Source organism: Micromonospora endolithica (assembly GCF_003626595.1).
In the GTDB taxonomy this organism is placed as follows: Bacteria; Actinomycetota; Actinomycetes; order Mycobacteriales; family Micromonosporaceae; genus Micromonospora; species Micromonospora endolithica.
The window spans coordinates 426,036-445,512 of record NZ_RBAK01000003.1 but is presented as its reverse complement, the minus strand read 5'-3'; the positions used below and the strand labels follow the sequence as shown (position 1 = coordinate 445,512).

Here is a 19,477-nt window from a genome sequence, read left to right as displayed (position 1 = left end):
CTGGAAACATGTAGCCATGGCGTCCCAGCTGTTGACCATCGAGGTGACCCGGCTCGACGCCGGGCGCGCCCGCCTGCGGCTGACCGGCGACCTGGACTACGACACCGCGCCGGAGCTGACCGACCTCGCCGCCGAGCTGCGTCGGGAGGGGTGCCAGGAGCTGGAGATCGACGTCACCGGGGTCGGGCTGTGCGACTCCTCCGGCCTCAGCGCGTTCCTGGTGGCGCACCGCGCCGGCACCGGCCCGGTACGGCTGACCGGCGTCGGCCCGCAGCTCCAGCAGCTGCTCGACCGCACCGGCCTGGCCGAGCTGCTGGCCGTCGAGCCCGGCGCCGACCTACGCGCCACCGGCTGACCCCGACCCGGGGTGGGGGGTGGCCCCCGACCCTGGGACCAGGGGTCGGGGGCCCGGGAGTGTGGTTCAGGGCGTGGTGACCGGTTGCAGACGCGGTCCGGCCTGCCGCTGCTCGACCCCGGGCGGCGCCGCGTCCTCCGGCGTCCCCGAATCGGGCGTCTGGAAGAGATAACGGACGAATTCCCCACCCGCCTCGTTGTCGTCCGCCCCCGGCCACTGGCCGATGCAGTCCACACCGATGACTTCCCGGCCGGTACCGTCCGCCTCCTCCAGCAACGCCCACAGGCTCACCGCGTAACAGCGGGTGTCCTCGGGTGCGTGTCGCCAACGGGCGTACCAGCCGGGCCGGGCGGGCACGATCTCGACGATCCTCTTCATGACGACCTTCCCTTCCGCGTACATCGGAAGTTCCGCGGTCCGTGGCCATCGTCGGCCACGCCGGGGTGAGCGCCCCTCACCCGCCCGGGATGAAGATCGGGCGCGGCCCGCGCCCGTTACTTCCCCACCGCCGGCGGGAAGGCGACCCGACGGAGTAGTGAGCACCCTCAGCGGAAGCGAGGTGTCACCATGCGCAAGCAGATGGAGGGCGACAACCAGCGCCGTCGGGCGCTGGCCCGCCAGGCCCGGGAACGCGGCATGCAGGCCAGTGAGACCGGCGCCAGCCTGAGCGCCTCCAAGCAGCCCACCAGCCTGGACAGGGGCCGGCGGGACGGGCCGCCGCCGGCGGGCAGCCGGCACAAGGCCGACAGCACCCGGGGCGGGCCCGCACCGCCTCCCGCCGGTGTCGGGGAGACCACCCGGCCGCGTCCGGAACCCGACCCGGGTGCGCCGGTGACCACCCTGGGCTACCGCGACCTGGTCGACGACATCGGTCGACGAGCCGGCGTCGACTTCCGTACCGCGAAGGTCGGTGCGGAGGCCACCGTGCTGGCCCTGGCCTGGGCCCTCGACGAGGGCCAGCGGCGCCGGTTGCTGGCGGCGGTGCCGGTGTCGCTGCACGACGTCACGCCGGTCGACGGCGTGCGCGCCCACGACGACCTGCCCGGCTTCCTGGCCGAGGTGGGCCGGCTCAGCGGCCGCGACCCGGAGCAGGCCCGCTACCAGGCGGCGGCGACGCTCTCCGCGCTGGCCGACCGCGACGGCGAGCTGATCGAGTCGCTGCACGTGCCGGACGAGCTTCGGCAACTGCTGGCCCCGCCGGATCCCGGCGGCGGGGTGGTCGGCCCGACGACCAGCACGCCGCCGCTGCGCGGCGCGGAACTCGACGCCGCGCTGGACGCGCTCACCTACTGGTCGGGTGACGGCACGTCGCTCACCCGGACGGTCGAGTTGCCGGCGGACAACCTGGACCGGGTGCTGGACCGGCTGGACCGGCTGCGGGTGGAGATCGGCCGCGGCCCGCGGATCGGCCGGCCGGACGCCACCACCGCCGTGCTGACCGTCCGTTCCCGGCAGGTGGGGGCGGTGACCGCGCAGGACGTCGACCTGGCGTACGCCGTCGACGACGCGATCGACGAGGCCGGCGCCGGAATGGCCGGCGGCTGAGGCCACCCGGCGCACCGGCACGGCGTGCCGGGCCGGTGGGCGAATGCCCGCCGGCCCGGCCGGCCCATCGGTGGTGGACTAGCGTGCCCGGCATGGATCACGCCGACGACCGGCCGGAGCTGGTCGTCGACCCGGCCCGCCCGACCGGACGGGTGCTGCTGGCGCAGGGCGTCGAGCAGTCCTACGTGGACGTCGCCGATCCCCGTCACCTGCGCTTCGAGTACGTGCGCCGGATGGCCGCCGCCGCCGACCTGGTGGCCCCGGCCGGCCGGGCGTTGGACGTGCTGCACCTGGGCGGCGGGGCGCTGACCCTGCCCCGCTACCTGGCCGCCACCCGACCGGGGTCGGCCCAGCGGGTCGTGGAGCGGGATCCGGCGGTCGTCGACCTGGTGGCTCGCGAACTGCCCGCCCTGCCCGGCGACGTGACGATCAAGGTCGCCGACGCCCGGGACGCGGTCGCCGCCGCCCCCGCCGACCGGTACGACCTGGTGCTCGCCGACATCTACCGGGGTGCCCGGATGCCGGCCCACGTGACGGGCGTGGAGTTCGTGACCGAGGTGGCCCGGGTCCTGCGGCCCGACGGCGTGTACCTGCTGAACGTCACCGACCTGCCCCCGCTGGTCTTCACCCGGGTGCAGGTGGCGACCCTGCGGGCGGTCTTCGCCGACGTGTGCCTCGTCGCCGACCGACGGATGTTGCGCGGCCGGCGGTACGGCAACGTCGTCCTGGCCGCCGCCGGGCGCGCCGGACGGCTCCCGGTCGCCCGGCTGGCCGCCCGCGTCGCCCGCGACCCGGTCCCCGGCGGCCTTCTGCACGGCCGCACCCTGGACACCTTCCAGTCCGGAGCCCGCCCCACCTAACCCCCTCCCACCCCCCACACCCCACACCCCGCGATCTTGCAGTTTGTGTCGCCGCGAAACGTCACAAAGCACGCATCCGGGCGACCGAAAGTGCAAGATCGCCGGGGCCGGGGCGGGGCCGGGGCGGGGCGGGCCGGGGCGGGTGGGTGGGTGTTACGGGGTGGCGTGCACGGGGATCTCGGGGCTGGAACTCTCCAGCGGGACGGTGTTGGCCGGCACCAGGCCCAACTGGACCGCCGGCCGGGACAGGGCCGCGTCCAGGACCCAGTCGGCGCTGACCCGGGCCCGGTTGCCGGGCATGGCCAGCAGGTGGTAACCCCGGGTGACGGCCTTGGCCGGCAACCCGGCCAACGGCACCTTCAACGGGTTCGCCGCCGCGTCCTTGCCCCCCAGGTCGACCACCCAGCCGAGGTCGTGGTGCTTGTACGGCTTGCGCCGCCCCTGCCCGTACGACGCCGCGATGTTGTGCGCGACCAGCTTGCCCTGCCGCTGGGCGTGCTGGGCGGTCATCGTGCAGATCTGCCCGGGACGGGTCAGGTCGGGCACCGCGGCGGCGTCGCCGCAGGCGTACACCTCCGGGAAGCCGGGGACGTTGAGGAACTCGTCGGTGACCAGGCGACCCCGTTCGGTGCGCAGGCCCAGCTGGGAGACGAACGGGTCGGGACGGACGCCGACGCACCACACCAGGGTGCAGGTGGGGATGTAGTCGCCGTCGGTGAGCTTGACCCCGTCGGCCGTGGCCACCGCGACCGACGTGCCCATCCGGACGTCGACCCCGCGCCGGTCGAGCACCTTGTGGGCGGTGTCGGACATCCGCTTGTCCAGTTCGGGCAGCGCCCGGGGGGCCAGGTCGAGCAGCATCCACCTCGGCCGGATCTTGAGCCGGCGGCGCTGGGCGGCCAGCGCGTCGGTGAACAGTTGCCCGTGGGCGGCCACCTCGGTACCGGTGTAGCCGGCGCCGACCACCACGAAGGTGGCCCGGGCCCGCTGCTCGTCCGGGTCCTCCGCCTGCTCGGCCAGCTCGATCTGCCGGACCACGTGGTCGTGCAGGAACAGCGCCTCGGGCAGGCTGCGGAACCCGTGGGCGTACTCGGTGACGCCGGGGATCGGCAGCAGCTTGTTGACGCTGCCGACGGCGAGGACGAGCCGGTCGTACGCGAGCCGGTTGTGGTCGCCCTCGGGCTGGGTGAAACCGACCCAGCGGTTCTGCAGGTCGACGTGGTCGGCCTCACCGACGACGACCCGTACGCCGGGCAGGGTGCCGGACAGCGGCACCGAGATCCGGGTGGGCTCCACCACGCCGGCCGACACCTCGGGTAGCAGCGGCAGGTAGAGGAAGTAGTCGGTGGCGTTGAGGAGAACGATCTCGGCGCGGTCCTTCGCCAGCCGGCTGAGCGTCTTCGCCGCGTGGTAACCGGCGAAGCCGGCCCCCACGATCACCACACGAGGCTTCGTCATTTCCGCCCCGTTCCCATCGCCGCGCCGGGCAAACGTGGTGGCGACGGGAAGGGGCGGCGGTGGGAACGCGGGTCGAGCGGGGCGGTCAGGTCCGGGACAGCAGGACGTGGCCGGCCCGACCGTTCGCCTCCAGCTCCCAGCGCTTCCCGAAGGCGCGCACCCGCTCGGCGGAGATCCGGCCCACCTCCGGGGGGATGTCCGGATCCAGCACCAGGCGACCGCCGTCCGGCTGGATACCGAGCATCGCCCGCACCAGCGCCAGCGGCGCCCCGGCGGCCCACGCCTGCGGACTGCACGCGGTGGGGTACGGGATGGCGAACAACGTGCGCCGCCGGTCGAAGCCACTCATCGCCTCCGGCAGCCGGTGGCCGAACTGCTCGGCCGCCTCCAGCAGGGCCACGCTGACCTGGTTGGCCTCGGCCCGGTACCCGTAGCGGGCCATGCCCAGCACGGCCAGGGAGCTGTCGTGCGGCCAGACGGTGCCCAGGTGGTAGCCGAGGGCGTTGTAGGGCTGGTCCTCCCGGGACAGGGTGCGGATGCCCCAACCGGAGAACATGTCCGGGTGCATCAGCTGGCCGACCACGGTGCCGGCCCGTTCCGCCGGCACGATGCCGCTCCACAGCAGGTGGCCCATGTTCGAGGTCTTGGAGTCGATGCGGTTCTTGTCGCCGTCCAGGCCGGTGGCGTAGAACCCGCCCCGCTCCTCGATCCAGAAGTCCCGGTTGAACCGGTCGTGCAGGTCCGCCGCCTCGGCGCGCAGCCGCCGCGCCAGCGCCGGGTCGGCCAGCGGGCCGTCGGCCAGCTCGGCCAGCCGGACCTTCGAGTCGTACGTGTAACCCTGCAGGTCACTGGTGGCGATGGGGAGTACCGGGAGCCGCCCGTCGGAGAAGCGGACCCCGTCCGGCGAGTCGCGCCAGCACTGGTTGCCCAGCCCCTCGGCGGAGCGGGTGCCGTACTCGACGTAGCCGTCGCCGTCGCGATCGCCGTACTCGTCGATCCAGCGCAGCGCCGCGCGGGCGTTGTCGCCCAGCGACCGCACCAGGTCGTCGTCCCCGGTCCACCGCCAGTACTCGGAGAGCAGGATCAGCCAGAGCTGGGTGGCGTCGGCGGTGCCGTAGTTGGGGTTGTAGGGCTTGGCCCCGGTGCGGGTCAGCTCACCGCTGCGGAACTCGTGCAGGATCTTGCCCGGCTCCTCGTCGGTGAAGTCGTCGCAGGTCCGGCCCTGTAGGCGGGCGAGCGCCAGCAGCGCCCCCTGCGCCAGCGCCGGCCCGGCGACCAGCGTCTGGTACGCGGTGATCAGGGTGTCCCGGCCGAACACGGTCAGGAACCAGGGCAGACCGGCGCCGGGCAGCATCACCCGCTGCCCGCGGATCTCCAGGTCGAGCCGCAGCGCGGTCAGGTCGAGGCGGGACTGGTCGAGGGTCCGGGCCAGCAGGGGGTGCTCGCTGCGCACGACAGCGCGCTCCTCCGCCCACCGGCGCAGCGGGTTGTCGTTGCGGTGGTGGATCACCCCGGCGATGTCGCCACCGATCGGGTCGATCATCACGCTCGCGCCCTCCAGCGGCACGTCCAGGTCCACCTGCCATCCCCCGCGGGGCGGGAGGTCGATCTCCCAGACCAGGTCGTCACCCTCGACCCGGGTGGCCGGCGGGTCCGACCGGACCACGGTGGACGCGTCGAACCCGTCGCCGGTGTAGTCGAAGCGCAGTTCCGCCGGGGAGTGCGAGCGGGTTATCCCGGTGGAACGTTCCCGCACCCCGGACTTGACCTCGAACAGGTCGGCGAAGTCCGTGGCGACGGCCAGCCGCAGCTCCACCCGGCTCGGCTCGCTGCGGAAGGAGAACAGCTCCACCCGTTCGTGCAACCCGCCGCCGATGTAGCGCAGGCGCCGCGCGCCGACGCTGTCCGGCGGCAGTCCGGGCATCTCCGGATTGGTCAGCACGAACTGGGCCGAGTAGTGGTCCACGGTCTCGCCGCGCAGCGCCAGCAGGCGTGCGCCGTTGAGGGTGACCACCCAGCCGCTGATCAGGCGGGTGTCCATGTGCACGAGCCCGCCGATGCTGCCCGGCGGCACGTCCCCGCACGAGTCGGAGTAGAGGAACGTCGGCCCGCTGAGCACGGCGAGCGAGTTGGTGCCCAGCTCCGGGGGCATGGCCCGTTGGTCGCCCGACTCCCGGGTCAACGCGGTCACGCCGGGGAACGGGTCGACGGGTGTCGGGCGCGCGGCAGCCATCCACCCACCGTAGGAAGGGCGGCCCGGCGGCGTCATCACCCGCACCGGGTGAATCTGGAATCTACGGCGATCGATATGGACAAACACCGCCGTCGATGGCGAGGATGCCGGAATGGGATCCCACGCGAGCGCCGGCGACCGACCCACGAGGTCCACCCGGCGTACCTTCCTGTCCGCTTCCGCCGCCACCGCAGCCGCCGCGGTGGCCGTACCGCTGGTCGGTGAGCCGGCCGGCGCCGGCGGGGCCGCGCCGCCGCGGGGACCCGGCCACCCGGTCCGGCCGCAGGCCCCGGACCGCGAGCTGCGCGCGCTGCTCCGGGAGATCGACCAGGGCCGGATCGAGGCCACCGTGCGTCGGCTCGCGGCGTTCGGCACCCGCCACACCCTGTCCAGCCAGGACGATCCGGTACGCGGCATCGGCGCCGCCCGGGACTGGATCCACGAACGACTGAGCGGGTACGCCGCCGCCTCCGGCGGCCGGATGACAGTCGAGCTCCAGTCGTACGTCCAGGAGCCGGCGGCCCGGATCCCCACCGCCACCCGGATCACCAACGTCGTGGCGACGCTGCGCGGGGAGACCTCGCCCGACCGGGTGTACGTGGTGACCGGGCACTACGACTCGCGGGCGACCGACGTGCTGGACGCGACCAGCGACGCGCCCGGCGCCGACGACGACGCCTCCGGGGTGGCGCTGCTGATGGAACTGGCCCGGGTCATGGCGACCCGCCGGCCGGCCGCGACCGTCGTGTTCGCCGCGGTGGCCGGCGAGGAGCAGGGCCTGTACGGGTCGACGTACCTCGCACAGCGACTCCGGGCCGCCGGCGCCGACGTGCAGGGCATGTTCAGCTGCGACATCATCGGTTCCAGCACCGCCGACGACGGCACCCGCGACCCGCACCGGGTGCGGCTGTTCGCCGAGGGCGTACCGACCGCGGAGACCCCGGCCGAGGCGACCACCCGCCAGTCCGTCGGCGGCGAGAACGACTCCCCGTCCCGGCAGCTCGCCCGGTTCGTGGTCGACGTGGCCGACAACGCGGCGACCGGGATGCGGGTGTGGGTGATCTACCGCCGGGACCGCTACCTGCGCGGCAGCGACCACATCCCGTTCCTGCGCGAGGGGTGGCCGGCCGGCCGGTTCACCGAGCCGCACGAGGACTTCGCGCACCAGCACCAGGACGTCCGCGTGGTGGACGGCAAGCAGTACGGCGACCTGCCGGAGTTCTGCGACTTCGCGTACATCACCCGGGTCACCCGGGTCAACGGCGCGGCGCTGTGGTCGCTGGCCCGCGCCCCCGGCACGCCGAAGGGCGTGGTCGTGGTGACCACGAACCTCACCAACGACACGACGCTGCGCTGGCAGCGCGGCGACGACCCGGACCTGGCCGGGTACGAGGTGGTGTGGCGGGAGACCACCGCACCGGAGTGGCAGCGGGTCGTCGAGGTCGGCGACGTCACCGAGACGACGATCGACCTGTCGAAGGACAACGTCTTCTTCGGCGTCCGCGCGGTCGGGCGGGACGGGCACCGCTCCCCCGTGGCGTTCCCGAAGCCGGGCAGTTGACAGCGGCGCACTCCCGACCGGTGACGGTTCGATAGCTGACAGTGGACGCTGGCGCACACTCCTGCCGGCACCGCCTCAGGTGTCAGGGGCGGTGATGGCCCAGCGTTCGTGGTCGCGCCAGGCCCCGTCGATGAACAGGTAGTCCGGTGAGTAGCCCTCGAGCCGGAAGCCGAGCTTGCGCGCCACCGCCCGGGACGGCTCGTTGCCCGGTTGGATGTTGGCCTCCAGCCGGTGCAGGCTCAGCGCGGTGAACGCGTGGTCGACGACGAGGCCGATGCCGGTCGAGGCGTGCCCCGTGCCGCTGAACGGCAGGAACGCGGCGTAGCCGAGGAAGCCGCCGCGCAGGGCGCCCAGGACGATGGCGCTGATGGTCACGTACCCGGCGATCGCCCCGCTGGACCGGTCGCAGATCAGGTAGCCGGAGTGGTCCCGGCGACGCAGCTTGGCCAGGTACGCGGCGTACGCCGCCGGGTCGGCGGGAGCGGTCAGCCACGGGTGGTGCAGGTCCCGGCTGCGCCGGGCGGCGGCGGTGAACTCGGCCTCGTCGCCGGGCCGGGGTCGCCGGATCCCGACCGCGCCGGCCGTCCGCAGGTATCTCACGGCGGACACTCTGACCGGCGTCCCCACCGCTTGTCCAACCGGTTCCACCGCAGGCGGGGCACCGGGGCCGGTCGGCTTCGTCGCGCCGGTCGTGGCAGGTCCGGATGACCTCATTTCCTCCTGACATGATTATGTCCGAGGGCAATACTGTCCGGTCGTCGTGTCGCCTCCACCCGTCGCGGTCCGTCGGTCCGCCCCGGGCCGCCGCCGGCCCGGGGCGGACCGACGGACTCAGCTCAGGGTGACGTCCTGGAACTCGGCGACGGCGTCGAAGACGTTGACCCCGACGCGACCGCTGGCGTACGTGTCGTCGGTGGCGTCGATGACGGGGGTGGTGCCGCCGCCGAGGTAGACCCGGACGCGGGGGCCGGTGGCGACCACCCGCAGCCGGTAGGTCCGGCCCGGCACGATCGTGGTCGGGTGCACGGCGACGTCCCGGCCGGGGCGCCACAGCTTCACCACGCCGTCGGTGTCGATGTTGACGGTGTAGTGCGCGCTGCCGTCGGCGCTGGCCCGGAAGGTGAGGCCCGCGGCGCGCCCGGCGAGCACCCGCACGTCGCCGGTGACGGTGAGGTCGCCGGCCGTACGCTCACTGAGCCGGAACCCGTTGGCCATCCGCCGGCCGCGCAGCCCGCCCGCCGGCACGGTCCACTCCCCGCCGGCCGGGTGCCAGCGGAGCCCCAGGTCGGTGCGGAACCCCGCCGCGTCGCGCCGGACGTTCTGCACGACGGCCGCCCCGGCGAAGACGTTCACCCCGAGCAACCCGGCGGCGTAGGTGGTGTCGACGGCGTCGATGACGGGCGTCGCGCCGTGGTCCAGGTAGACCCGGATGTTCGGCCCGGTGGCCACCACCTTCAGGTGGTACGTCCGTCCCCGGCTGACCGGGGTGGCGTGGACGGCGATGTCCCGGCCCGGTCGCCACAGCTTCACCAGACCGGCCGCGTCGATGTTGGCGGTGTAGTGCGCGCCGCCGTCGGCGCTGGCCCGGAACGTGATGCCCGCCGCGGCGGCGGTGTCCAGCCGCAGGTCCGCCTCGTAGCTGACGTCACCGGCGCTGGCGGCGCTCAGGTAGAAGCCGTCGCCGGTAGCGTCGCCGCGCTTGCCGCCGGTGACGTCGGTCCAGGTGCCGCCGGCCGCCCGCCACGGGCCGGGAAGGTTGCTCTCCAGCGTGGACTCGCCGCGCCCCCAGGTGGAGCCGATGCGGTGCAGGGCCAGCGACACCACGCGGACCGAACCGCCCTCGGCGAACAGCCGGACGCCCTGGCTGGCCGGGGCCGAGTCGAACGCGACGTTGTCGGTCCAGGACAGTTTGCCGTCGTTGCCGAAGATCTCCAACTGCCCCCGGTCGACCAGGATCCGGACCTTCACCCGCCCGCCGACCGGGGCGAGCGGTGCCCCGTACAGGGTCTGCGCGGCGCGGTCGTACGCGACCCGCCGGTCGTACGTGCCGTCGGCGCGGGTGTGCAGGTCGAAGCCGAAGCGGGTGGCGGTGCTGGCGGCGGTGTCGAACTCGGCCACCAGCTCGTAGGTGTCGGCCTTCACCCCGGCGAGCGGGTCGGTCGCCGGGTCGGCGGTGACCGTCCGGCCGGTCCAGGTCTGCGTGCCGGTACGCAGGGTGGCCAGTTCGGCGACCGGGAACCGGGTCAGCCGGATCCCCTCCGGGTAGGTGCGCAGGCCCAGCTGCGCCGGCACGGTCGCGTTGCCGGTCCAGACGCTGCCGGCGTTGCCCGGTTGCCAGGCCATCTGCACGACCCGCCCGTCGGGCATGTTCTCGAAGGTCAGGCCGGCGTAGAAGGTGCCGAAGTAGCTGTTGTGCCCCTGGTCCATCCGCAGCGGGGCGGGCTGGCCGGTGGTGAAGGTGGTGCCGTCGAAGCCGCCCACCACGTACTCGCCGCTGGCGTCGGTGAGCACCCAGCGGGTCGGGCCGGTGCCGTCGACCGGCAGGGCGAACAGGTCCGGGCACTCCAGCAGCCAGTCGGCGGCGTACCGGCTGCGGTAGGTCCAGTCGCGGAGGTTGGGTGAGGTGTAGAAGAGGGCGGCGTTGCCGCCGTTGTCGGACCAGACCACCATCACCCAGCGGCCGGTCGGCGCGTGCCAGAACACCTTCGGGTCGCGGCTGTTGGCCGGCATGCTGAGCACCTTGCGGCCACCGTCGTGATTCTGGAAGGTCCGCCCGCCGTCGTTGCTGTAGGCGACGCTGACCCCGTTGGTGCCGGTGAACACCACGATCGGGGCGTCGGCGCCGGTCTTGAAGCCCGAGGTGTTGGCGGTGTCCACCACTCCCCCGCCGGACCACAGGTCGCCCGGGTGCACGCCCGGTTCCAGGGCGACCGGCTTCTGCGTCCAGTGCACGAGGTCGGGGCTGGTGGCGTGGCCCCAGTGCATGGTGTCCCAGCCCAGCCCGTGCGGGTTGTGCTGGTAGAACACGTGGTAGAGGCCGTTGTGGTAGAGCGGCGCGTTGATGTCGTTCATCCATCCGCCGCGCGGGCTGAAGTGGAACTGGCCGCGCTGCGGCTCGGTGTAGGCGGTCACCGGGTAGGGGAACTCCGGGTAGTCGCCGGGAGTGCCGGCCGTCGCCGGCACGCCCGGCAGCAGCGCCACCACGGTCGCGACGAGGGCGAGCCACACCCCGCGCCGGGTACGCGACCTCACGGCGTCGCCCGGAAGGCGTGGTTGGTGGTGTACGCCTGGAACTGCGCGGCGGTGCCGCTGTCCAGCACGCGGGTGCCGACGGTGGTGGCGTCCAGCACGACGTGCTTGGCGGCGACGTTGGTCACCATGTGGTTGGTGGCCACGACGTTGCCGGTGCCCGAGGCGACCAGGACCATCGTCGGGGTCGCGCCGACCGGCCTGATCTTCGTCGGGTCGACGTACCAGGCGATCATGTTGCCGGTGACGAAGTTGTTGTCGCCGCGGATCTGGATGACGCCGAAGAGGTCGTCGCGGCCGTTGCCGTACGGCTGCATCGGTCCCCAGGGCTCCGCCTCGCGGCGGAGGTGGTTGCCGCTGACCAGGTTCTCCTTGTTGAGCCCCTCGAAGACGATCATGCCGGGGTAGAACCCGTGCAGCCGGTTGGCGCTGATCGACGACCGGTTGGTGTTCTTCAGGTGGATCAGACTCGCCCCCCGCGGGAAGATGTTGTTCGCGGTGACCAGCAGGCCCTCGTGGCCCTCGGCGAAGACGGACCGTCCGACGTAGCCGGCGCCGATCAGGTTGTCGGTCACCTTGGACGCCTGCCCGGAGCCGATCAGCTCCACGCAGTTGCCGCACTCGGCGATGAAGTTGCCGCTGACGCTGAGCGCGTCGGCGTCGCGGACGACCAGGGCGCGTTCCAGGTAGACGAAGCCCATCCGCTCGATGCGGAACGCGTCGTTGGCGGTGTCGACCAGGATGCCGACCCGCCCGTTGCGGTAGGAGTTCTGGTTGCCGGTGAAGGAGACCCCGTCGAGGCAGAAATTCTCGAACACCACCGAGCTGAGCCGGGGGTTGCCGGCGCGCGCCACCCGGAAGGCCTCGGCGCGACCGTCGGTGTTCTCCACCCGGATCCGGCTGCCGCCGGGCCAGATCTCCCACCAGGACGACGTGTCGCCGGAGTTGTAGCGGATGCTGGAGGAGGTGAAGCCGTGCCCGGAACCCTTGATCGTCAGGTAGCTGACGTCGATGGTCACCCGGGTCCTCAGGGGATAGTCGCCGGGCGGCAGGTAGATCACCGCGCCGGGCTTGCTCCACTGGTTGGGCTGGTTGGCCTTGATGTCGGCGATGATGCTGTTGATCACGGCGCCGACGTCGGTGTAGCAGGTGACGGCCGGGTTGCCGGGCACGGTCCAGGTGGTCACGTCGTACACGGTGGACATGGGACTCCCTCGCGGTGGTGGTGGGCAGGGTTCACCGCCGGCCCGGGCGGTGGCGGGGGCCGGTCGGGTGGCGCGGGTGTCAGAGGACGCCGATGAGCGTCCGGTGCGCGCGGGCGGGGCGGGCCGGGGTCGGGGCGGTGGCGTGGGTCGCGTCGGTGACGGTGCGGGCCCCGGCCGGCCGCGCGGCGGCACGGGCCGGGGCGGCGACGGTGGCGGCCGGCACGGCGGCGGCGCCGAGGCAGAGGGCCCGCAGCAGGGTACGGCGGGGCAGGTGACGATCGCTCATGGAACTCTCCTGGGGTGGGGTGCCGGCGGGGGCCGGAACGGTCGGGGAGAGCGGGAAACAACCGGGCAACCGGGCGTTAACACGTGTTAGTACTCGCCCCCACCGGACGCTGTCAAGACACTGACGCCGACCGATAGGCTCGGCCGGTGACGAGCGACCGGTCGGCGCGGCCGTCCCAGCGGGACGTGGCGCGACTGGCCGGCGTCTCCCGCACGACGGTGTCGTTCGTGGTCAACGAGGTCACCGACGTGGCGATCCCGGAGGCCACCCGGGCGAAGGTCTGGGCCGCCGTCGCGCAGCTCGGCTTCCGCCCGAACGAGCTGGCCCGGGGCCTGCGCTCGCGCCGCAGCGGTGTCCTCGGCCTGGTGACCGACGCCATCGCCACCACCCCGTACGCGGTCGGCATCATCTCCGGCGCGCAGGAGGCCGCGACGCGGCACGGGCGGACCCTGTTGATCGTCGACACCGACGGCGTCGGGGAGTCGATGCTCGACACCGCCGCCACCATGATCCGCTGGCAGGCCGAGGGGCTGCTCCTCGCCACCGACCACCACCGGGAACTGACGCTCGACGGCGACCTGGGGGGCCTGCCGCCCACCGTGCTGGTCAACTGCGCCGACGCCCAGCGGCGGTTGCCCGCCGTCGTGCCGGACGAGCGCCAGGGCGGACGGCTCGCCACCGCCACGCTGATCGAGGCCGGGCACCGCCGCGTCGGCCTGGTCAACGGCCCGCCGGACTACCCGGCCTCCGCCGGTCGGCTGGCGGGCTGGCGGGACGCCCACGCGGCGGCCGGGCTGACCGTCGACGAGCGTCTGGTGCGGGTCGGGGACTGGTGGCAGGAGTCCGGGTACGCGCGGGCCGCCGACCTGCTCGACCTGCCCGACCCGCCCACCGCGCTGTTCTGCGCGAACGACTGGATGGCGATGGGCGCGTACGACCTGCTGCGGGAGCGCGGGCTGCGCGTTCCGGACGACGTCGCGGTGATCGGCTTCGACAACCGCGAGGAGATCGCCGCCCATCTCCGCCCCGCGCTGAGCACGGTGGCGCTGCCCTACCGGGAGATGGGCCGGTACGCCGTCGACCGCCTGGTCGCCGGGGACCCGGCGCCGGGCGTCACCGCCCTGGCGTGCCCGTTGGTGCCGCGCGCGTCCGTCTGACGGCTTTACCGAAACGACACTTGACCGACACGCAGGGCGCTCCTACGCTCTGCCAAAAGCTTTTGCCAAAAGGTTTTGGCATTCGTGCCCCGGCCACCACCACGCGCTCCGGCGCGCGCCCCCACGTGCCCGGACGACCCCTTGAACGGAGCGGACGATGACCCTCACCCGTACCGTCGGACTCCCCCGACGCGGCTTCCTCGGACTCACCGCCGGCGCCGGCGCGGCGGCCCTGCTCGGCACCGCCGCCTGCGGCGCCGGCGGGACCTCCACCGGCGGATCCGGCGACGCCAAGACCCTGACCGTGGCCTGCGAGGGCGGCGGCAAGATCGAGCTCCAGCCGATCGTGGACAAGTTCCAGCAGGCCACCGGCGCCACGGTCACCCTGGTCGAGCTGCCGTACGAAGGACTGTTCAACCGGCTGACCAGCGAGCTGTCCAACGGCAAACCGTCCTTCGACGTCTGCGCCGTCGACGCGGTGTGGCTGCCGCTGTTCGCCGGAAAGCTCGCCGGCCTCGACGACCTGTTCACCCCCGAGGTCAAGGGTGACCTCTTCCCCGCGCTGGTGCAGGAGGCGCAGTCCGGCGGCTCGTTCGTCGGCATGCCGGTCTGGACCAACAGCGAGATCCTCTTCTACCGCAAGGACCTCTTCGAGGACCCGAAGGAGAAGGCCGCCTTCCAGACGAAGTACGGCTACCCGCTCGCCCCGCCCACCACCTGGCAGCAGTTCACCGACATCGCCGTCTTCTTCACCCGCCCGGACCAGAAGCTCTGGGGCACCGACGTCAAGGGCGCGGTGGAGACCGAGTGGCTGGCGCACGTCCTGCAGGCCGGCTCCCCCGGTGTGGTGCTCGACGACGGTGGCAGCGTCATCGTCGACAACGCCCAGCACCTGGCCGCGCTGGCCTTCTACGCCGACCTGAACAACAAGCACAAGGTCGCCCCGGCCGGCGCGGCGCAGACCGACTGGAACGCCGCGCAGAACCTGTTCAACCAGGGACAGACCGCGATGACCCGGTTCTGGGCGCACGCGTACCGGCAGATCCCGGCCGACGCGAAGGTGGCCGGCAAGGTCGGCGCGGCCCCGATGATCGGCGGCACCGCCGGGGTCGCCGGCATCCCCGGACCCTGGTACCTGTCCGCGCCGAAGGACGGCGCGAAGAACGACCTGGCCAAGCAGTTCATCAAGGCCGCGTACGACGACAACGCCCTGAGCATCGAGACGACCCTCGGCCTGGCCGCCCGCAAGTCGGCCTACCAGTCCTTCGCCGACAAGCCCGGCTTCGAGTCGTTCGGCCCGCTGCTGACCACCCTCAACGCCAGCGCCACCCGGCCGCGCCCGGCCAGCCCGCACTGGCAGCGGATCGTGGACAGCGTCCTGGTGCCCACCATCCAGAAGGCGCTGACCCCGGGCGCGGACTACGCCGCGTTGCTGAAGGCCGCCCGTACCCAGATCGAGGGCATCATCAAGTGAGCCCGGCAGCGCAGGCAGCACCACCGCGGACCGCCCCGCCCGCACCGGCTCCAGCCGGCGGGCGGCGGCCCCGGACCCGCCGTGGGCTGTCGGACGCCGGGTACGCCACCCTGCTCGCCGCGCCGGCCGTGGTGGTGCTGCTGGCGCTGGTCGGCTGGCCGCTGGTCAAGCTGGCGGTCGACAGCCTCTACACCGGGTCCGGGCTCGGCGACGGGCGCGGCTTCGCCGGGCTGGACAACTACGTCACCGCGCTGACCGACCCGGCGATCCGGGCGGCGGCCGGGCGGACCCTGGCGTACACGGTCATCGTGGTCACCGCCGAGCTGGTGCTCGGCCTGGCGGTGGCGCTGTTGTTCCACCGGCTCGGACCGAGGGCCCGGATCCTGCAGACGCTGTTCCTCTACCCGCTGATGATCGCGCCGGTGGTCGCCGGCCTGCTCTGGCGGTTCCTGATGATCGACAACGTCGGCATCGTCAACGAACTGCTCACCCGGGTCGGGATCCTGGACAACCCCGGCGACGTCTCCTGGCTCAGCGACCCGGACCTGGTGCTCTTCTCGGTGGCGCTGCCGGACATCTGGCTCACCACCTCGTTCATGACCCTGGTCCTGTACGCCGGCCTCCAGGCCATCCCGCCGGACCTGTACGAGGCGGCCCGCCTCGACGGCGCGCGGGGCCTGCGCCTGCTGGTCAGCGTGACGCTGCCGCTGCTGCGGCCGGTGATCGCGGTGGCCCTGATCATCCGGGGCGTCGACGCCGCCCGCGCGTTCGACGTGATCCTGATCCAGACCGACGGCGGCCCGCAGTCCGCGTCGGAGACGTTGAGCCTGACCATCTACAAGACGATGGTCAGCTACAACGACCCCGGCACGGCCGCCGCCACCAGCACCCTGTTCATGATCGTGATGATGGCGGTCGCGATGGTCGCGGTACTGACCATCTGGCGGCCGGGCAAGGAGTCCTGATGTCCCACCTGCTCGCCGCCAGGATCAGGACCGGGCTGCTCTGGGCCGCCGCCGTCGCGGTCGTGCTGCTCTACGGGTTCCCCTTCGCCTACCTCGTCCTCACCTCGTTCAAGCCGGCGGTGGACGCCATCGCGGTGCCGCCGACCGTGCTGCCCGAACGGTTCAGCCTGGACAACTACGTCACCGCGCTGAACCGGCCCGGTGTCACCGCCTCGTTCGTCAACAGCGTCAGCACGGCGGTGATCGCCACGTTGCTGTCCATGGCGCTGGCCATCCCGGCGGCCTGGGCGATCACCCGGTACCGCACCCGCACCGGACGGCTGCTGATGGCCGGCTCGCTGCTGGTCCGGATGGCCCCGGCCGTGGCGATCGGCATCCCGCTGGTCACCATCCTCGGCGCGGTCAACCTCACCGACACCCCCACCGGCCTGGCCCTGGCCCAGACCACGGTGGCGCTGCCGCTGTCGATCTGGCTGCTGGCCAGCTTCTTCGAGGGCGTACCCCGGGAGATCGAGGAGGCCGCCCTGGTCGACGGATGCGGGCGGTTCGGGGCGCTGCGGAGGGTGATCCTCCCGGTGGTCTCCGGCGGCGTGGCGGTCACCGCGATCTTCGCCTTCCTCGCCTCCTGGAACGAGTTCCTCTTCGCCCTGCTGCTCACCTCGATCCGGGCGCAGACCACCCCGATCGCGATCGCCAACTTCCAGAGCCAGTTCGGCCTGGACTGGGGCCCGATGACGGCCCTGGCCACCCTCTACTCCGTACCCGCGGTCGTCCTGACGCTGCTGCTGCAACGCCGGATCGTCGCCGGGCTCAGCCTCGGCGCGGTCAAGGGCTGACCGCCGCTCCCCCTCGCACAACCCCCAGAAAGGAACCACCATGTCGTTCTGGCGCCCCACGAGTCCCCTCGCGGGTCTCACCCGGGTCAAGGCCGGCCGCTCCAAGCGCGAGTCGAGCTGGGACCGCACCGGCGGCAACCGGGATTTCGCCGTCGTGCCGCCCGGGGAGACGCACGTGCTCGCCGACATCACCGGCACCGGCGTCATCGAGCACATCTGGCTGACCACCCGCTGCTACTCCGAGAAGTACCTGCGCAAGTTGGTCATCGAGATGTACTGGGACGGCGAGGAGAACCCGAGCGTCCGCAGCCCGCTGGGTGACTTCTTCGGCGTCGGGCACGCCACCTGCACGCACTACGTGTCGCTGCCGCTGAGCATGGTGTTCGGCCCGCGCCGCGGCCCGAAGGGCCCGTTCGCCGCCGCGATGAACTCGTACTTCCCGATGCCGTTCGGCAGCTCCGCGAAGATCGTGATCCGCAACGAGAGCGACAAGCCGATCGAGAACCTCTTCTACTACGTCGACTACGACCTGACCGACGAGGCGAAGCCGGACGACGTGGCGTACTTCCACGCGTACTACCGGCAGGAGAAGCCGTGCACCCCGGTGCCGAACGGGCTCGCCCCGGGCGAGGTGCCCGCCCCGTGGGACCTGCCCGGCACCAACCTGACCGGCGCGGACAACTACGTCATCCTGGACACCGACGGCGGCGCCGGGCACTACGTCGGCTGCGTGCTGAGCATCGACAACCACAACGCCTCCAACCAGCCGTACACCTGGCCGGGCGAGGGCGACGACATGATCTTCATCGACGGTGAGGAGTGGCCGCCGTCGCTGCACGGCACCGGCACCGAGGACTACTTCAACGCCGCGTGGGGCTTCCCCAGCGGCGCGTACGCCGGGCCGTACCACGGCATCAGCCTGGCCAGCAGCCCGCAGGAGCACTTCGGCCTGTGGAGCATGTACCGGTTCCACATCGAGGACCCGGTGCGGTTCTCGAAGTCGATCAAGGTGACGATCGAGCACGGGCACGCCAACGACCAGGGCAACGACTTCTCCTCCGTCGCGTACTGGTACCAGCACCACCCGCACAAGCCGCTGCCGGACCTGCCGCCGGTGGCCGACCGCCTGCCGCGGCGCTGGCCCGAGCACGGCCTGTGGGACGAGTGACCGGTCCGATACCGTTGACCGGCCGTCCACTCCGGACGACCGGACCCGCGCGAACACTGCGATGGTGAGCTGATGGGGCAGAAGGCGAGCATCCGGGACGTCGCCGCCGCGGCGGGCGTCTCGGTGACCACCGTGTCCCACGTCCTCAACAACAAGTCCGGCACCCGGGTCAGCCCGGACACCCGCGAGCGTGTCGAGTCGGCGGCCCGCCGGCTCGGCTACGCGGCGAACGGGCTGGCCCGCGGGCTGCGGCTGCAGCGTTCGCACACCCTCGGGCTGCTCAGCGACGTCATCGCCACCACCCCGCACGCCGGCCGGATCATCCTCGGCGCGCAGGAGACCGCTTCGGCGCGCGGCTGGGTGCTCATGCTGCTCACCACCGGGGGCGACCCCGAGGTGGAACGGCGGGAGATCCAGGCGCTGCACCAGCACCGGGTCGACGGCGTGCTCTACGCCACGATGTACCACCAGGTCGTCGCGGTTCCCGAGGAGCTGCGGCCGATGCCGGTGGTGTTGCTCGACGCGACCAGCGCCGACCTGGCGGTGCCGTCGGTGGTCCCGGACGAGCCGGGCGGCGGCCGGGTGGCGACGGCCGAGCTGCTCGCCCACGGTCACCGCCGGATCGGCTTCGTCACCAACGTGGACGACATCCCGGCCACCCGGGGCCGGCTGGCCGGCTACCGGCAGGCCCTGGAGGCGGCCGGCGTGCCGTTCCGGCCGGACCTGGTACGGGCCGAGGTGTCGGACAGCCACGGCGGTCACCGGGCCGCCCGGGACCTGCTGTCGGGCCCCGACCGGCCCACCGCGCTGTTCTGCTTCAACGACCGGATGGCGATGGGCGCCTGGCGGGCGGCCGCCGAGCTGGGGTTGAGCATTCCCGGTGACCTGTCGGTGGTCGGCTTCGACAACCAGGAGCTGATCGCCGAGGGGTTGTACCCGGGGCTGACCACCGTCGCGCTGCCGCACTACGAGATGGGGGCGTGGGCGGTGCAGACCATGGTCGACCTGCTCGACCAGCCCAAGGGGGCCCGCCGGCGCACCGCCGCGCAGGTCGTCATGCCCTGCCCACTGGTACGCCGGGACTCCGTCGCCCCGCCCCGCTGACCCGAACCCCGCCCCCACGGC

The 19,477-nt window shown here is 72.8% G+C and carries 17 protein-coding genes; 10 read left to right on the top strand and 7 right to left on the bottom strand.

Going from position 1 to position 19,477, the window contains the following annotated elements:
* The first annotated feature begins 16 nt into the window (after window positions 1-16).
* On the top strand, window positions 17-355 hold the full coding sequence (locus D7223_RS11325; RefSeq protein WP_120727898.1) for an STAS domain-containing protein: 339 nt from the start codon (window positions 17-19) through the stop codon (window positions 353-355).
* A 66-nt stretch (window positions 356-421) separates the two neighbouring features.
* Here the strand turns inward: D7223_RS11325 and D7223_RS11320 are convergent, their stop codons facing one another.
* Window positions 422-733, bottom strand: a complete 312-nt coding sequence (locus tag D7223_RS11320) for a hypothetical protein (protein WP_120728192.1) — start codon at window positions 731-733, stop codon at window positions 422-424.
* A 189-nt stretch (window positions 734-922) separates the two neighbouring features.
* On the opposite strand from D7223_RS11320, the gene D7223_RS11315 reads away from it, so the two are divergent.
* On the top strand, window positions 923-1,900 hold the full coding sequence (locus tag D7223_RS11315; RefSeq protein WP_120727896.1) for a DUF2267 domain-containing protein: 978 nt from the start codon (window positions 923-925) through the stop codon (window positions 1,898-1,900).
* Window positions 1,901-1,992: 92 nt separating this feature from the next.
* A complete protein-coding gene (locus tag D7223_RS11310; protein ID WP_120727894.1) occupies window positions 1,993-2,760 on the top strand; it encodes a spermidine synthase in 768 nt (255 codons plus the stop codon).
* Window positions 2,761-2,913: 153 nt separating this feature from the next.
* Here D7223_RS11310 and D7223_RS11305 read toward each other — a convergent pair whose 3' ends face one another.
* Both D7223_RS11305 and D7223_RS11300 read right to left on the bottom strand, forming a co-directional pair.
* Complete coding sequence (locus D7223_RS11305) at window positions 2,914-4,218, bottom strand: NAD(P)/FAD-dependent oxidoreductase (protein WP_120727892.1); 1,305 nt, start codon at window positions 4,216-4,218, stop codon at window positions 2,914-2,916.
* Between the two features lie 85 nt (window positions 4,219-4,303).
* The gene (locus D7223_RS11300; RefSeq protein WP_120727890.1) at window positions 4,304-6,451 is read right to left on the bottom strand and encodes an amylo-alpha-1,6-glucosidase; all 2,148 of its coding nucleotides are present in this window, start codon (window positions 6,449-6,451) and stop codon (window positions 4,304-4,306) included.
* 112 nt (window positions 6,452-6,563) lie between these two features.
* On the opposite strand from D7223_RS11300, the gene D7223_RS11295 reads away from it, so the two are divergent.
* Window positions 6,564-8,012 (top strand): M20/M25/M40 family metallo-hydrolase, encoded by a 1,449-nt coding sequence (locus D7223_RS11295; RefSeq protein ID WP_120727888.1) that lies wholly within the window; start codon window positions 6,564-6,566, stop codon window positions 8,010-8,012.
* A gap of 75 nt (window positions 8,013-8,087) precedes the next feature.
* Here the strand turns inward: D7223_RS11295 and D7223_RS11290 are convergent, their stop codons facing one another.
* The 4 genes from D7223_RS11290 to D7223_RS32750 form a co-directional block, all read right to left on the bottom strand.
* Window positions 8,088-8,612 (bottom strand): GNAT family N-acetyltransferase, encoded by a 525-nt coding sequence (locus D7223_RS11290; RefSeq protein WP_238161814.1) that lies wholly within the window; start codon window positions 8,610-8,612, stop codon window positions 8,088-8,090.
* Between the two features lie 231 nt (window positions 8,613-8,843).
* Window positions 8,844-11,264 carry a glycoside hydrolase family 32 protein gene (locus D7223_RS11285; RefSeq protein ID WP_120727884.1) on the bottom strand — a complete coding sequence of 807 codons (2,421 nt, stop codon included), beginning with the start codon at window positions 11,262-11,264 and terminating at the stop codon, window positions 8,844-8,846.
* On the bottom strand, window positions 11,261-12,466 hold the full coding sequence (locus D7223_RS11280; RefSeq protein WP_120727882.1) for a NosD domain-containing protein: 1,206 nt from the start codon (window positions 12,464-12,466) through the stop codon (window positions 11,261-11,263). The genes D7223_RS11285 and D7223_RS11280 overlap by 4 nt, the downstream gene beginning before the upstream one ends.
* A 79-nt stretch (window positions 12,467-12,545) precedes the next feature.
* Window positions 12,546-12,752, bottom strand: coding sequence for a hypothetical protein (locus D7223_RS32750; RefSeq protein WP_158610861.1), 207 nt, complete (start codon window positions 12,750-12,752; stop codon window positions 12,546-12,548).
* Window positions 12,753-12,898: 146 nt separating this feature from the next.
* On the opposite strand from D7223_RS32750, the gene D7223_RS11270 reads away from it, so the two are divergent.
* The 6 genes from D7223_RS11270 to D7223_RS11245 all read left to right on the top strand — a co-directional run bounded on the left by D7223_RS11270 (window position 12,899) and on the right by D7223_RS11245 (window position 19,456).
* Window positions 12,899-13,909: a LacI family DNA-binding transcriptional regulator gene (locus D7223_RS11270; protein ID WP_120727880.1), complete on the top strand. Its 1,011-nt coding sequence runs from the start codon at window positions 12,899-12,901 to the stop codon at window positions 13,907-13,909.
* 157 nt (window positions 13,910-14,066) lie between these two features.
* Window positions 14,067-15,383, top strand: coding sequence for an ABC transporter substrate-binding protein (locus D7223_RS11265; protein ID WP_120727878.1), 1,317 nt, complete (start codon window positions 14,067-14,069; stop codon window positions 15,381-15,383).
* Window positions 15,380-16,348, top strand: a complete 969-nt coding sequence (locus D7223_RS11260; protein ID WP_202864618.1) for a carbohydrate ABC transporter permease — start codon at window positions 15,380-15,382, stop codon at window positions 16,346-16,348. The genes D7223_RS11265 and D7223_RS11260 overlap by 4 nt, the downstream gene beginning before the upstream one ends.
* Complete coding sequence (locus D7223_RS11255) at window positions 16,348-17,184, top strand: carbohydrate ABC transporter permease (RefSeq protein WP_120727876.1); 837 nt, start codon at window positions 16,348-16,350, stop codon at window positions 17,182-17,184. The genes D7223_RS11260 and D7223_RS11255 overlap by 1 nt, the downstream gene beginning before the upstream one ends.
* A gap of 40 nt (window positions 17,185-17,224) precedes the next feature.
* On the top strand, window positions 17,225-18,352 hold the full coding sequence (locus D7223_RS11250; protein ID WP_120727874.1) for a glycoside hydrolase family 172 protein: 1,128 nt from the start codon (window positions 17,225-17,227) through the stop codon (window positions 18,350-18,352).
* A 72-nt stretch (window positions 18,353-18,424) separates the two neighbouring features.
* A complete protein-coding gene (locus tag D7223_RS11245) occupies window positions 18,425-19,456 on the top strand; it encodes a LacI family DNA-binding transcriptional regulator (protein WP_120727872.1) in 1,032 nt (343 codons plus the stop codon).
* The last annotated feature ends 21 nt before the right edge of the window (window positions 19,457-19,477 follow it).